12 protein-coding genes are annotated in these 13,347 nt (G+C 68.2%); 6 read left to right on the forward strand and 6 right to left on the reverse strand.

From position 1 onward, the window contains the following. The first annotated feature begins 1 nt into the window (after position 1). The 4 genes from ACT9AS_RS07235 to ACT9AS_RS07250 all read left to right on the forward strand — a co-directional run bounded on the left by ACT9AS_RS07235 (position 2) and on the right by ACT9AS_RS07250 (position 5,276). Positions 2-1,306, forward strand: a complete 1,305-nt coding sequence (locus tag ACT9AS_RS07235) for a PQQ-dependent sugar dehydrogenase (protein ID WP_445099440.1) — start codon at positions 2-4, stop codon at positions 1,304-1,306. A 92-nt stretch (positions 1,307-1,398) separates the two neighbouring features. Then, positions 1,399-3,504 carry a TPR end-of-group domain-containing protein gene (locus ACT9AS_RS07240; protein ID WP_445099441.1) on the forward strand — a complete coding sequence of 702 codons (2,106 nt, stop codon included), beginning with the start codon at positions 1,399-1,401 and terminating at the stop codon, positions 3,502-3,504. A gap of 111 nt (positions 3,505-3,615) precedes the next feature. After that, a complete protein-coding gene (locus ACT9AS_RS07245) occupies positions 3,616-4,323 on the forward strand; it encodes an outer membrane protein (protein WP_445099442.1) in 708 nt (235 codons plus the stop codon). A 113-nt stretch (positions 4,324-4,436) separates the two neighbouring features. After that, on the forward strand, positions 4,437-5,276 hold the full coding sequence (locus tag ACT9AS_RS07250; protein WP_445099443.1) for an arylamine N-acetyltransferase: 840 nt from the start codon (positions 4,437-4,439) through the stop codon (positions 5,274-5,276). A gap of 20 nt (positions 5,277-5,296) precedes the next feature. On the opposite strand, the gene ACT9AS_RS07255 is transcribed toward ACT9AS_RS07250, so the two are convergent. Next, positions 5,297-6,913: an MFS transporter gene (locus ACT9AS_RS07255; RefSeq protein WP_445099444.1), complete on the reverse strand. Its 1,617-nt coding sequence runs from the start codon at positions 6,911-6,913 to the stop codon at positions 5,297-5,299. Between the two features lie 74 nt (positions 6,914-6,987). Between ACT9AS_RS07255 and ACT9AS_RS07260 the strand changes: the two genes are divergently transcribed. Beyond that, positions 6,988-7,956 carry a LysR substrate-binding domain-containing protein gene (locus tag ACT9AS_RS07260; protein ID WP_445099445.1) on the forward strand — a complete coding sequence of 323 codons (969 nt, stop codon included), beginning with the start codon at positions 6,988-6,990 and terminating at the stop codon, positions 7,954-7,956. Here the strand turns inward: ACT9AS_RS07260 and trmY are convergent. Continuing rightward, complete coding sequence (trmY, locus tag ACT9AS_RS07265; protein ID WP_445099446.1) at positions 7,883-8,476, reverse strand: tRNA (pseudouridine(54)-N(1))-methyltransferase TrmY; 594 nt, start codon at positions 8,474-8,476, stop codon at positions 7,883-7,885. The genes ACT9AS_RS07260 and trmY overlap by 74 nt on opposite strands. 54 nt (positions 8,477-8,530) lie before the next feature. Beyond that, positions 8,531-9,736 (reverse strand): serine hydrolase, encoded by a 1,206-nt coding sequence (locus ACT9AS_RS07270; RefSeq protein WP_445099447.1) that lies wholly within the window; start codon positions 9,734-9,736, stop codon positions 8,531-8,533. Positions 9,737-9,884: 148 nt separating this feature from the next. Here ACT9AS_RS07270 and ACT9AS_RS07275 point away from each other — a divergent pair, with 148 nt between their 5' ends. After that, the gene (locus ACT9AS_RS07275; RefSeq protein ID WP_445099448.1) at positions 9,885-10,763 is read left to right on the forward strand and encodes an acetyltransferase; all 879 of its coding nucleotides are present in this window, start codon (positions 9,885-9,887) and stop codon (positions 10,761-10,763) included. Positions 10,764-10,769: 6 nt separating this feature from the next. Here ACT9AS_RS07275 and ACT9AS_RS07280 read toward each other — a convergent pair whose 3' ends face one another. The 3 genes from ACT9AS_RS07280 to ACT9AS_RS07290 form a co-directional block, all read right to left on the reverse strand. Further along, positions 10,770-11,249, reverse strand: coding sequence for a VOC family protein (locus tag ACT9AS_RS07280; RefSeq protein ID WP_445099449.1), 480 nt, complete (start codon positions 11,247-11,249; stop codon positions 10,770-10,772). A 93-nt stretch (positions 11,250-11,342) separates the two neighbouring features. Continuing rightward, positions 11,343-11,810 (reverse strand): hypothetical protein, encoded by a 468-nt coding sequence (locus ACT9AS_RS07285; protein WP_445099450.1) that lies wholly within the window; start codon positions 11,808-11,810, stop codon positions 11,343-11,345. A gap of 71 nt (positions 11,811-11,881) precedes the next feature. Beyond that, entirely contained in the window at positions 11,882-13,240 is a 1,359-nt protein-coding gene (locus tag ACT9AS_RS07290) for a M14 family zinc carboxypeptidase (RefSeq protein ID WP_445099451.1), read from the reverse strand. Positions 13,241-13,347 lie beyond the last annotated feature (107 nt).

Below are 13,347 nucleotides of genomic sequence, written 5' to 3' on the forward strand. Positions count from 1 at the left end.
GATGACGATGTTGCGTACCTGGGCAGTGGCTGCGATGTGCCTGCTGTCGGTGCTGCCCTGCGCGGCGCGTGAGCGCTATGCGGTGCAGGGTGCGTCCTGCGACGGCTATCCGCGTCTTGCGATCGAGACGATGCGCGGCATGTGCGCGGGGCTGGTGGCTGGCCCGACCGTGCAGGACCCGGCGCGCGAACTGCGCCTGCCGCGTTCGCTGCTGCAACTGGACGCCGACACCTGGCTGGTGACCGACCTGGGCCGTTGGGACGGGTCGCGTGGCGCGGTGTGGAAGTTGCGCACGCGCCCGGAGGAGGGCGCGACGCTCGAGCGGTTGATCGACGGGCTGCACCTGCCGCATACCATCGCCCGCGGGGCCGATGGACTGGTCTACATCGGCGAGATGAGCCGGATCGTTCGCTTTGACCCAACCGCGGCGGCGCCCGCTGAAACCCTTGAGCCGGTCGTCACCGGTCTGCCCGACAACCGCCTTCACACGCACCGGCATCCGCTGTCGAGCTTCGTGTTCCTGCCCAATGGCGACCTGCTGGTCAACGTTGGTGCGCCGAGTGACCAGTGCGACGGAGAGGGTTCGCGTACGGATGCCGGCCTGTGCGCGGAGAGCGAAGGCGAGTCGGATGCGGCCTCGCTGCGGGTCTACCCGCGCATTGGCGACGGCCGCTGGTCGCAGGAGTACACGGTGCTGGCGCGTGGGCTGCGCAACTCGGTGGCGCTTGCGATGCACTCCTCGGGCACGGTGCTGCAGGCGGAGAACAGTTACGACTTCCAGAGCCGCTGGGTGCCGTACGAGGAGCTCAACGTGATCGAGGCCGGCCGGCACTTCGGCTGGCCCTATTGCACGGCGACTTCCAACGCCACGCCCGCGTGGCCCGACAGGGCGGCGTGGTGCCGGTCCGACGCGCACGCCACTCCGGCGCTGCTGTTGCCGCCGCACGCGGCGCCGCTGGACATGCTCTGGTACGACGGCGCGATGTTCCCGGCGTTGCAGGGGCGGATGCTGATGAGCTGGCACGGCTACCGCTCGGTCGGTGGCCGCATCGCCAGCTTCGCGGTGGACGCGCGCGGGGTGCCGGTCCCCGATGCCCATCCGCGTTTCCCCGTCTACGGTGCTGGATTCCGCGCATATGGCGCGGTGCCGGCCGCCACGCCGGTGGTCCTGACGCCGGGATGGAACCGGAGCGCGGGGTTGCGCCCGCAAGGCTCGCCGGTGGGCATGGCCATTGCCGACGACGGCGCCATCTGGGTCGCTGATGACCGCGCGGGCGTGGTCATCCGGTTGGCGACGGACGAATGAATAAACACTCCACGGGCCGCCTGCGCAGGCTGATCCTGAAAAAACTCCTTCCCGCCGGCCTCGTGCTGACGTTCTCGGTGTGCGTGTTCTTGATGACAGGTATCCAATCGCGGTTGTTCGCCGCCCAGCATGACCCGGAGTTCCCACGCCTGTCGGACAACCTGGCCGCCTCCCGGCATCTGGAAGTGCGCCGGCAGATCAAGGGCCATATCCAGGCGATGTTCGCACTGCCGGAGCGCAACGAGGTCATCGTCGCCGCCGACGGCTACCTGTGGCGCTTCAGCGCGGACGGGCGCCTGCTCGACACCCTGGACGAGCCCGGATCGATGCACCGCAATGGCATCTCCTTCGGCGACGACGGATTCGTCGACTGGGTCCACACCGACGTGCGTACCCGCAAGGCGTACGGGCCGGAGGTCGACGGCAATGCGCTGGAACCGGCGCAACTGCATGCGGCCCTGTCCGCGGTGAAGGTGGTGGCTTTCGACCGGCGCGATGACAGCGCCTGGGCGTGGCTGTGGGATGGCGACATCGCCTGGAAGATGGACATCAGCCGGCATCGCGAACGGGTGGATACGTATTGCACGTCACGCTCGTCCACCGACGACCACCTGTCGTGGGTCGACACCTGCCTGGAGGGGTTGGAGGAAGCCGCGCCGCTGATGGTGGAGGTCGAGGCGGATTCATTCGCCGGTGGCTACGGCGATCGGCCATCGCGCGTCGAGGTGGTCGGCTTCGACCGTCGCCGCTACCACGTGGAGGGCGGGGTGGCCCGCTATACGGCGGAAGTTGTCGTCGGCGGTGCGTTCAAGGTGATCGCCCCGCACCTGCCGGGTGGCCTGCCGCGCCGGTACTGGTTCGGCGATGCGCACACGCGCCTGCGGGTGGGTGACGAGGTGCTGCAGTTCAAGGTCTTCGTGGGCCGGGACGAGGGCGACTACGAGTTCCTGCACATGACGTCCTGGTGGGATCCATCCACCGTCCTGCCCGGCGCGAGCCCGTGGCTGCAGGTGCACATGCGCGATTACATGGAGCATGCCGGCGAGGACGCGTTGTGGGAGCTCTATCGCGAGGACTTTGGGCTGTACGCCGTGCGGCCGCGCCAGAGCGCGCACGACCTGCCTGCCTCCGCGCGGCCGGTGCCGGCGTGGGTGCCCGCGTTCGAGGGGCCGGAGACTGCGCGCGCCGCAGTCACCGGCACTGTGGTGCTGGACGGCGGCGCCACCGTGCACCGCTGGTGGCGTGCCAGGCCGGCGAGGCGGCCGATCAATGCACCGACCGTGGCGCTGGACGCGGACAGCCCGCCCCTGAGCGAACTGCCGACCGCGGTGCGGGTGGAATGGGGCTCCCCCTGGGATGAGGGCAACCACGCCGTTGTCGAGGTGACGCTGGACCCGGCGCAGACCCGTGCCGCGTTCGCTCGCCTGCCGGCCGTGGACGCTCCGGCCACCCTGCTGTTGCAGGTGGCGGACCTGTTTGGCGAGACGGGCGACATGCGTTTGCTGCTACGCCGCGGTGGCACCGACGTACCGCTGGACCACGCGAAGATCGACTACCTCCGGCGTCCGACGTTCCGGCCCTGGCATGGCCGCGAAGGCGCGCCGCCACCGCCGACCCGCGTGGCGCAGTTGGGACAGAGCGTCGACGACCTGCTGGCGGGCGAAGCAGGAGCGCAGGCGCAGTTCCAGGCCCAGGCCGAAGCGCTTGCCCGGGACCCGGACATCGTGGATCACGCGGCGCCATTCATCACCGAAGGCTATGCCCGGCTGCTCAACGGCCTGAATTCTACCGGCCGCGCCGACGTATCGGTGGCGCTGACGCGGCATTACCTGGCACACGTGCACCCGCACACATCCGGATCCTCGTCCGACCCCAGCAGGGCCTACAACGCCAGCGTGATCGCCAGCCAGACCCTGGCGGTCGCGCTGCATCGCCCGCAGGACGCAGGGCTGGTCGAGGAGGTGATGACCACGCTGGTTGGCGAGCAGTTCGACCCCGACACGCATACCAATGCGACCCTGCTGTACAACCTCGCCTGTCATTACGCGCTGCAGGGCGACAAGCCCCGGATGCTGCGGCACATCGCGGCCGCCGTCCGCCTGGGCAAACCGGCCGGGCAGTTCCGCAGTGACCGGGATTTCGAGCGCTACCTGGGCGACCCGGAGTTCGAGGCGGCTGTTTCCGCCAGCGGCACATAAAGACCGGACACACCCGGCTTCCGCGTTATTCTTCGGAATGGTCGTGCGGTCGCGCGATCTATCAAAGTCCAAACAGGGGAAAACATGAAAAGGACCAGCCTGATGGCGGCAATGGCCGCTGTCACCGCGAGTGCGATCCTGGCATCCGCCGGTGCGCACGCTCAGGAGAAACCGCTGGAGGTATGGCAGCCGCCACAGCAGACGGAACCCGATCCCGCCAAGCGCACCCCACAGATGTCGCAGCCGGTCGATGCCACTGACGCTGCGGCGCAATCGCAGACCCGGCCCACGTATCCGCAGGCGTATACCAGCACGTCGCGCACCTCGACGCGCTACGAGAAGGACCGCGGTGGCTTCTTCGTGGGTGTGCAGGGTGGCAAGGGCTGGGTCTACGAGGATGTCGACCAGTCCGCGCTCATGGTCAACGCCGGTTACCGCTGGCAGGCAGGCGACGTGACGCTGGTGGGGATCGAAGCGGCCGGCGGCCAGTTGGACGACGCCGAGCACGAGGGCTGGTATTACAGCGGCCTCGACTACGCCAGCCTTGGTGCGAATGCACGCTTCAATTTCGGCCGCTCCAATCCCGTGTATGGATTGATTCGCGGTGGCTACTGGTCGGCACACAACGGAGACGTCGGCAGCGTCGAAGGCGGCTACTTCGGCGTTGGCCTCGGCGTCGATTTCAACCGCCACTTCAATATGAGCCTGGTGTACACCAACCATGTGTACTTCAATGACGCCTACTGGAGCGATGGTGACTTCTACTACGATGCCAATCGTGCCGAGACGTTGATGCTGGGTGCCGAAGCCCGGTTCTGATCCGGCGTCCAACGAAGTACCAGGAAAGGCCCGCCTTCATGGCGGGCCTTTTACTTGACCTCAACCATGCTTGAGGTCCCAGACTCCCGCGCTCCAGCCTGAAGGAGACGCCCATGCACGACGAGATCCAGGATATCCGTACCTACCTGGCGCGACTGGGGTTCGACTCGCCGCCGCCGCCCACCTTGGAGACCCTGGGCCAGCTCCAGCTCCGCCACACCGCGGCGTTCCCGTTCGAGACCATCGCCACGCTGCTGCGCGACCCCGTGCCCGTCGACCTGCCGTCGGTGGAGCGCAAGCTGTTGCACGAAGGCCGCGGCGGCTACTGCTTCGAGCTCAACCGCATGTTTCTGGCGTTGCTGCGCCAACTGGGCTTCCAGGTGCGCGGGCTCACCGGGCGGGTGGTGATGGGCAAGACCGACGACGCAATGCCGGCGCGCACCCACCTGCTGGTGCGGGTGGCGATCGATGGCGTGGACTACATCACCGATGTCGGCTTTGGCGGCATGGTGCCGACCGCGCCGCTGCGGCTGGACAGCACCGATGTCCAGCCGACGCCGCATGAGCCGTACCGGCTGGCCCGCAGCGGCGGGAGCTACATCCTGCACGCCCAGGTGGCCGGCCAGTGGCGCGCGCTGTACCGGTTCGACCTGCACCCACAGGAGGAGATCGACCTCGTGGTCAGCAACTGGTACGTCTGCACACACCCGGACTCGTCGTTCCTCGGCAGGTTGACCGTCGCGCGCACCGGCCCCGGACTGCGCCAGACCCTGTCCAATGGCAGCTACGCGATCCACCGACTTGGCGCGCCCAGCGAACGCCACGAACTGCACGACCCCGACGCGGTGATGGACCTATTGCGCGACGCGTTCGGCATCCGGTTGCCACGGCGTCCCGGTTTGCGCGACGCGATCGCGGACGTGCTGGAGGATGCAAGCGCCATGGCCCGGTAGTCAGCCGCTGCTAGCTGGTATCAGGCGGCGTTGCAGGTCCTGGCCCGGGCCATGCGCGGGTTGAAGATCGCCAGGCTCAGTCCGGCAAGCAGCCAGGCGCTGAGTCCGCCGTACAGCATCAGCAGGTCGAAGCCGTGCGCCAGCGCCGCGTGGACCACCCCGGCCGCGTCCATGGACGACGCAAGCACCTGCGGGTCACCGTCCAGGGCGGACAGGTCGCCGGCGGCAACTTTCTCCGCGTATGCGTGCAGCTGCCCGGCGTCGACGAGGCCGCCCAGCCTCTCGCGCAATTGCGAGCGAACCGCGGAGAGGAGAATGAAGCCGAGTATCGCGATATTGATCGCCAGGCTGATGAAGCGCGCGCTCATGTCGATGCCGGTGGCCATGCCCGCCCGGTCGGCGGAAACAGAACCGGTGGTCGTGTTGGTTACCGGCGTGTTGGTCAGGCCTAGGCCGACACCGGCCAGCACCAGCCCCGGCAGCAGGGTTGCCCACCCGGGCTGCGAAACATTGGCGCCGAGGCCCATCGCCAGGAAGCCCGTCCCGATCGTGAACAGGCCGGCTGGGATCACGAACCCGGATCGATAGCGCAGGCTCAGCCGCTCGGCCAGCGGCGGCATCACCAGTGCCGGCAAGGTGTAGGCGAGCAGGCAGGCACCGGCGCCGATGACGCCGTAGCCGAGCACGCTTTCCAGATAGATCGGCAGGTAGACGATGAAGGGCCAGAAGCTGAAGTTCATGCCTGCGGCGCCGGCGATCGCACCGGTGAAATCGCGCACCCGGAACACGGAGAAGTCGATCATTGCATGCGGGTGGGTTTTTTCGGCCCACAGGAACACCGCGAAACTCGCCAACGTCGCAACGGCGACGGTGATGGCGGCCTGGCTGGCGTAGCCCAGGCTCGGCGCCTGCGTGATGTAGAAGACCACGCCGAAGACCGCCATCGACAACGAGGCGATACCGGCGCCATCCAGCTTTCCCGCCCGGGGGTCGCGGGAATCACGTACACCGATCATCAGGGGCACCATCGTCAGCGCCATCAGCGGTACGTGCACCAGGAACACCCAGCGCCAGTTCGACACGGCGGCGATCGAGGCACCGATGATCGGTCCGAATCCGAGCCCCACTCCGAAGACCACGCCCCAGGCCGCGAACGCGCGCGCGCGTTCCCTGCCGGTCGGGAACTGGTGGGACAGGATGGCCGTCCCGCAGATCAGCATCACGCCGCCGCTGGCGCCTTGCATGAAGCGCGCGATGACCAGTGCCCAAGCACCGTCCGCCAGCCCGCAAACAAGCGAGGTCAGGCCGAACAGGCCCAGGCCCACGATGAACAGGCGTTTGCGACCGAAGCGGTCGCCCAACGTCCCCGCTGCCACCAGCACGGTGGTGCAGGCGAGGGTGTAGGCGTTCATGACCCACTGCATCTGCGCGAAATCGGCGTGCAGCTCCCGCTCCAGCGTCGGCAGGATCACCGGCACGCTGGAGATCTCAAGACCGAACATCAGGGATGACAGGCAGACCGCCGTCAGTGCAGCGGTGCCTTTAGGGGCGGGGGTGGTCATCACGGCTCCGAATTGCGGGGGAGACGCGGATCCAGCCAGAGCGCGAGGCGTGGCCGTCCGCGATGGTGGCGCCATTTTCGGTAGGCCAATGCAATGAGGGAAATGATTTAATCTCGTCTCTGTCATTAATTTCCATCATTATTGTCGCCATGGATTTCGACCCGACCCTGCTGCGGACCTTCGTCGCCGTCGTCGACACCGGCAGCTTCACCCGCGCCGCGCGGCGCCAGCACATAACCCAATCTGCAGTCAGTCACCAGGTTCGGCGGCTGGAAGAGCAGGCTGGCCGCCGTCTGCTGTGCCGGACGACGCGTAGCCTGACGCTGAGCGCGGACGGGGAGGAATTCCTGCGGCACGCAAGGCAGATCCTGCGCGCGCTCGATGCGCTGGCCCTGCGCTTCCGTCCATCCACGCTGAGCGGGAAGGTGCGGTTCGGCGCGCCCGAGAACTTCATGGGCGGGCGCCTTCCCCGGCTACTGGCCCGTTATGCGCGCGCGTTTCCCGCGGTGCGGCTCGACGTCAGCATCAGCGCCAACCTCGATCTGCCGGCGATGATCGAAGCGGAAGAGCTGGATCTGGCCATCGTTATCTCGCTGCATGATCCCGCGGGTGGAGCGGCCGGGCAGGTGCTGCGGCGGACGCGGCTAGCATGGGTCGCTGCCGAAAACTTCGAACCGCCGGCAGCCGGGCCGTTGCCGTTCGCGTTTTTCCCGCCCCCGTGCGTGCATCGACAGGCGGGGATGCGTGCCATCGAGGAGGCAGGGATCGATGGGCACGTCGTGTTCACCTCGCACAGCCATGAAGGCATCCATGCGGCGGTGACGGCGGGTCTTGCGATCACCGCAATCGCCTTGGACGATATCGGTCCGGGCATGAAGGTCATCGACGGTCGCCATGGTCTCCCGTCGTTGCCGGGGATGGACTACCGCCTGGTGTGGAGCGAAGCCGGTCGTACGCCGGCCGCCATCGCTTTCGGCGAATTGATCTGCGAGACGCAGACCCCATCTCCCGTGCGGACCAACGCCACGCCTGATTCCCGGGACCTTACCGCTGGTCCAGCTCGTGATGGATCAACACCACGCACTGCGACGCGAACAGCATCGTCCGGCCCAGCGTGATCCGCTTGGCGCCGAGCCGGTCGAGACTGCTGAAGGTCTTCTTCGGCATCGGGATGTGGTCGGTCAGCAGGAAACAGGGGTTGCCGTCGAACGCCTGCTCGCGGATCGGTGTGCCCTTGCGGTCCATCACGAACAGTTGGTGGTCCCCGGCCAGCTGCTGCACCAGCCGCTCGAAGCTCAGCGTCTGCACCGTCACGCCCGATTCCACCGGCCGCGTCTCTTCCTTGCCCATGCCGAGGGACGCATCCAGCGCCTTGGCGACCTTGCCGAGCAGCGCCTGCTCGTTGAAGCCGCCGATCTCATGCATCGCGTTGGCGTCGAAGCGGATCGTGCGGGAGAAGTCCTGCGTGCTTTCCAGCACCAGGTAGACCGTCACGTCGGGGCGGTGCGACTGGGCGACGAAGATGGCGTTCATCAACGTATGCGCCAGGATTTCGGCATGGACTTCGGTGCCGACGGACGCCAGCAGTTTCCGGCTGTCGGTAGGCGCCGCCCGCGCCCTCAGTACAAACGTTCGCATGTCGCGGATTCGAAAGCGGTGCCAGCGTGCATTCTGACGCCTGCCGCCGGGGTTTTACCGCCCCTGCGCCAACTCTTCCTCCACCGCGCTGAACGCCGAGCGCCCACCCAGTCGCTCGCCGGGCATGCCGGTGACGAACCACGCCACGCCGTTGCCGCTCTCGCGATCGAGCCACAGGCCCGACTGCAACCCGTACGCCGACCCCGAGTGCCCCACGCGCGGCACGCCGTCGCCGAACGGGTCGTCGCGGCAGCCGTCCACCGGCGTGGCCAGGGTCTGCACCGCCATGCCGTAGCGGCAGGTAAAGCCGGTATCGACGTCGCCCGTGTCGGCCTCACCGGTCACGCCCGAGCCCGGGGCGTATTGCCAGAGCGGGGTCACCAGCGCGCGCACCGACTCCGGCGTCAGCACGCGCACGCCGTCCAGTTCGCCTTCGCCCAGCAGCATCCGTCCGACCCGCGCCAGCCCGTTGGCCGAGATACGCAGTCCGCCCTGTGGCGCGAACAGCGCGCCGTTGTCTCCCGGGCGCCACTGCGCCAGGTCGCAACTGCCGTCCTCCGCGGGCGACACCGGGCACGCGGGCTTGTGGCCGCGCAGGTCGTCGTCCTTGTTCGGCTCGCCCTCGCCGTTGTAGATCACCACCGCGCGTGCCGCGGCGGCATCGTTGCAGGTGGCCCAGTTGAAGCAGCCCTCGATGCCGAGCGGCAGCAGCACCAGCCGGTCCATCAGGCGGTCGAAGCGCTCGCCGGTGGCGCGCTCCATCACCTGCGCCACCAGCGGGAAGTTGAGGTTGGTGTAGCGGAAGTAGGTGCCCGGCGCATGCGCGGTGTCCCATGCACGCGGGTCGTCGAGGATGTCACTCAACTGCCCGCCCAGCGGCGTCTGCCAGTAACCGGCCGCATCGGTGAGGCTGGAGCGGTGCGACAGCAGCAGGCGCAGCGTGATCGGCGTGTCCGGATACGCCGGGTTGCGCAGCGGCCAGCCGAGCAGGTCGCTGACGTCGGCATCGAGATCGAGCGTGCCCGCCTCGACCAGTCGCATCACCCCGACCGCCGTCACCAGCTTGGAGATCGAAGCGATCCGCACCGGGTCGCCCGCGGTGACCTTGCGCCCGGTCGACTTGTCCGCGACGCCCTCGGCCAAGGTCGACGTGATGCCATCGCGATCGAAGGTGACGCGGACGGTGGCGACCGGCTCCGCGGCGTGGGCGAGGGAGGTGGAGGCGAGGAGCAGCGCGGCGAGCAGGGTGGTTTTTTTCATGGGGGCATGGTGGCCCAGGATGTAAGCGGTTGGAAACACACCCTGCCGCGCCGCGCGCCGGGTTGATGCAGGACGGTCTCAGAACCGGGCACGCTGAATTCGCCACATTTCCGTGACAATAGGCCTCCCGATGAATTCCCGCTCTCCCATGCTCCCATTGCGCGTCACGCTGATTTCCCTGCTGGTCGCGGCCAGCACCCTGTTGCACGTCGTGCCACTGCTGACGGTGGCGATCGTCAAGGCGCTGCTGCCGTTCCGCCGCCTGCGCAGGGCCAGCAATCGGCTACTCACCGGCGTGGCGGAAAGCTGGATCGGGGTGAACAACCGGGTGCTGGACGGCCTGCTGCAAACGCGCATCGATGTGCAGCAGGACGTCGCGTTGCAGCAGGACGGCCACTACCTGGTGCTGGCCAACCACCAGAGCTGGGTGGACATCATCGTGCTGCAGCACGTGTTCAACCGGCGCATCCCATTGATGCGTTTCTTCCTGAAGCGGCAGCTGTTCTGGGTGCCGTTGCTGGGGCTGGCGTGGTGGGCGCTGGACTTTCCGTTCATGGGCCGGCACACGCCCCGGCAGATCGCACGCCGGCCGGAGCTGGCCGGGCGTGACATCGAGGCCACCCGCCGCGCCTGCGGGAAGTTCCGCGAGATCCCGGTGGCGATCATGAACTTCGTCGAGGGCACGCGCTTCACCCCGGCCAAGCACGCCAGGCAGGGCGGTCCGTACCGGCACCTGCTCAAGCCGAAATCGGGCGGCGTGGCGTTCGTGCTGGATGCGATGGGCGAGGGCCTGCACGCGATCCTCGACGTGACCATCGCCTATCCCGATGGGCGGCCGTCGATGATGGACCTGGTGGCGAACCGCGTGTCCGAGGTCCGCGTACATGTCCGCCAACGCCCGATCCCGGCCGAGCTGCTGCACGGCGACTACCAGAACGACCGGACGTTCCGCGTGCGTTTCCAGCAATGGATGAACGGGTTGTGGCAGGACAAGGACGCGGACATGGACCGCCTGCTGGGCGGCTGAAACGCCTCAGCCGCGTCGCGCGGCCTCGATGGCGGCGACGTCGATCTTGCGCATCGTCATCATCGCGTCGAAGGCGCGCTTGGCCGCGGCGCGGTCGGGATCGGTCCACGCCTCGCTCAGCACGCGTGGGGTGATCTGCCACGACAGGCCCCACTTGTCCTTGCACCAGCCGCATTCGCTCTCCTGGCCGCCGTTGCCGACGATCGCGTTCCACAGGCGGTCGGTCTCGGCCTGGTCGTCGGTGGCGACCTGGAACGAGAACGCTTCGCTGTGCCGGAACGCCGGACCGCCATTCAGGCCGACGCACGGAATGCCCATCACGGTGAAGTCGACGGTCAGCACGTCGCCCTGCCGGCCGTCGGGATAGTCGCCGGGCGCGTGGTGGATGGCGTCCACCGAGCTGTCGGGGAAGGTTTCGGCATAGAACGTCGCGGCCTCGAGGGCGTCGCCGTCGTACCACAGGCAGATCGTGTTCTTGGGAATCATCGGGTATCTCCTCGGGTTGCGGGACGCGGACCGGAAGGGGCGCGTGTCTGCATCGACGAGCGACGGGCCACGGAATCGACAGCGGCGTGCGACTCAGTTGCCGGGGATGATCCGCGCCGAGTCGCCCGAGCCGAGCACGCGCACCTGATCGCCGACGGCCAGGCGGCTGGCGTCGGCGGTCTGGATGGCCGACTCGCTGCTGTCGTCGAAACGGATCATCACCATGTAGGCGGTGCCGGTCTGCGCCGCCGATGCGGCCGACGTGGCGGAATCGGTGGCATCACGGGTGACGCTGCTGGCGACGTCGTAGGCTTCGGAGGAATAACCGCCGGTGGCATTTGCGGCCGTGCGCCCCGCCAGGCGGGCCAGCGACCGGGTGAGCGCGTTGCCCGTGGCGGACGGGCGCTGGGGCTGGGCGGCCTGCGTCTGGACCTGGACCGGTGCGATCCCGGTGACCACGCCTTTGCGGATCGCGACTTCCTGCGCCGCTGCGGAGAGGGAGACGGCCAGCAGCGCGATGGCGACCAGGGCGTTGAACACAGGGGACTTCTTCATCTTCATGTGACTTCCTTGAGGGGTGGGGGACGGGGGAGTACAGGGGGGGTCTAACGCCCGCTGGCGGCGTCCGGGCGTTACCGGAAGGGGCCGGATTGCTCCGGATCGACGTCGCCGGCCAGCGTCCACACGATGTCGTGGCCTTGCGGGTCGCGGCTCAGGTGGAAGTAGGCGGGCATGTCGCTCCCGAATGCCCGGGGCGTGTCGCCAGCGGGAGCGCCCGGTGGATCGAACGGCACGATGTACAGCCCGGATGCGTCGATGGTCCGGCGTGCCTGCACGTCGCCCAGGTCGCCGATGTCCTCGATGCGGCCGCCGCGCTCCAGCAGCGGGCGTTCGAAATCGACCAGCAGGTCCACCTTCGCCTGGGGCCGACCCGGAAGCGCGAGCGTGCCGCCGGTGACCAGCAGGTCCGGCCAGACGTCGCCGTTCTTGGGCAGCTCCCCGTAACGCTGGCGCGGCAGGCCGGCATGGGCGCCGGTGGCGATGGCGTCGAGCGCGCCGACCAGGGCGAGGAAGTTGAGCTTGCGCAGGCGCTGTTTCTGCAGGTCGCCCTCGATGCCGCCCGATTCGATCAGGATGGTCGACACCCCGGCCGCGGCGGTGAGATCGCCGAACGCGCGCGGGTTGAAGGTGTCGTCCCACTTGGCGATGTGGCCGCCGATGTAGGGCTCGAGCACCGCTCGGATGGCGACGGCGACTTCGATGGCGCGGGCGCGGACGGGGTCGACGTCGCGGGCCTCGTTGAAGGCCGGGGCGAGCAGGGCGATGGCGGTGCCGCGGTCGGAGTCGCCGACGCGGTAGCCGACCTGCTGGTCGTGCAGGTTGAAGCCGAAGGCCGGCTGCACGCGTTCGCGCAGGTCGTGCAGGGCGCGTGCCTCGGGAGAAACGAGCGCGCGTGCGTCGCGGTTGATGTCGATGCCTTGGGCGTTGCGCCGCTGGAAGCGTGCGGCGCCATCCGGGTTCATGACCGGCAGGAAATGCAGGGTGGCGTGCTCATGCAGGCGCTGCACGAGCGGATGGTCGGGATGCGCGCCGAGGAACCGGAACAGGTCGGCGATCGCCATTGATGCCGTGCTCTCGTCGCCATGCATCTGCGACCACAGCAACACGCGCGTGTCGCCATCGCCCCATGAGACGTGGCGCAGGGGTCGGCCTTCCACGCTGCGGCCGACCTCTTCGGTCCTGAATCCATGTGCTTCGGTCGCCAGCGGCGTGGCGACCTCCCACCAGTGTTCCGGGGAGAACGCGCGGTCTTCCAGGCCCGCGACCCGGATGCGGCTGTCGTAGAGCGTGTCCAGTTGGTCCAGCCATGCCGGGGGCGGTGGCATCGCGGCGTCGGCGTCGTGGCTGGAATCCACCGCATCCCGGGCCCGGGACGCGTTCGACCACACCAGTGGCAACAGCAGCACGGACAGTGCGAGGAGGCGACGCATGGCGATGCTCCGTGGAATCCACGCCCGATGCTCCGAGACGGTCCGGGGGTTGTCAAACGAATGCGCGGTTCGCGTGCGTTAACCTCGACGGCATCCCGATCGACAGG

This window comes from Lysobacter sp. F60174L2, assembly GCF_052547135.1.

Coding starts and splice junctions, on each gene's coding strand:
- ACT9AS_RS07280 (WP_445099449.1), bottom strand. CDS start 11,249: ATGATTCCCAAGAACACGATCTGCCTGTGGTACGACGGCGACGCCCTC.
- ACT9AS_RS07275 (WP_445099448.1), top strand. CDS start 9,885: ATGCTCCCATTGCGCGTCACGCTGATTTCCCTGCTGGTCGCGGCCAGC.
- ACT9AS_RS07285 (WP_445099450.1), bottom strand. CDS start 11,810: ATGAAGATGAAGAAGTCCCCTGTGTTCAACGCCCTGGTCGCCATCGCG.
- trmY (WP_445099446.1), bottom strand. CDS start 8,476: ATGCGAACGTTTGTACTGAGGGCGCGGGCGGCGCCTACCGACAGCCGG.
- ACT9AS_RS07270 (WP_445099447.1), bottom strand. CDS start 9,736: ATGAAAAAAACCACCCTGCTCGCCGCGCTGCTCCTCGCCTCCACCTCC.
- ACT9AS_RS07235 (WP_445099440.1), top strand. CDS start 2: ATGACGATGTTGCGTACCTGGGCAGTGGCTGCGATGTGCCTGCTGTCG.
- ACT9AS_RS07290 (WP_445099451.1), bottom strand. CDS start 13,240: ATGCGTCGCCTCCTCGCACTGTCCGTGCTGCTGTTGCCACTGGTGTGG.
- ACT9AS_RS07240 (WP_445099441.1), top strand. CDS start 1,399: ATGACAGGTATCCAATCGCGGTTGTTCGCCGCCCAGCATGACCCGGAG.
- ACT9AS_RS07245 (WP_445099442.1), top strand. CDS start 3,616: ATGGCCGCTGTCACCGCGAGTGCGATCCTGGCATCCGCCGGTGCGCAC.
- ACT9AS_RS07260 (WP_445099445.1), top strand. CDS start 6,988: ATGGATTTCGACCCGACCCTGCTGCGGACCTTCGTCGCCGTCGTCGAC.
- ACT9AS_RS07255 (WP_445099444.1), bottom strand. CDS start 6,913: ATGGCGCCACCATCGCGGACGGCCACGCCTCGCGCTCTGGCTGGATCC.
- ACT9AS_RS07250 (WP_445099443.1), top strand. CDS start 4,437: ATGCACGACGAGATCCAGGATATCCGTACCTACCTGGCGCGACTGGGG.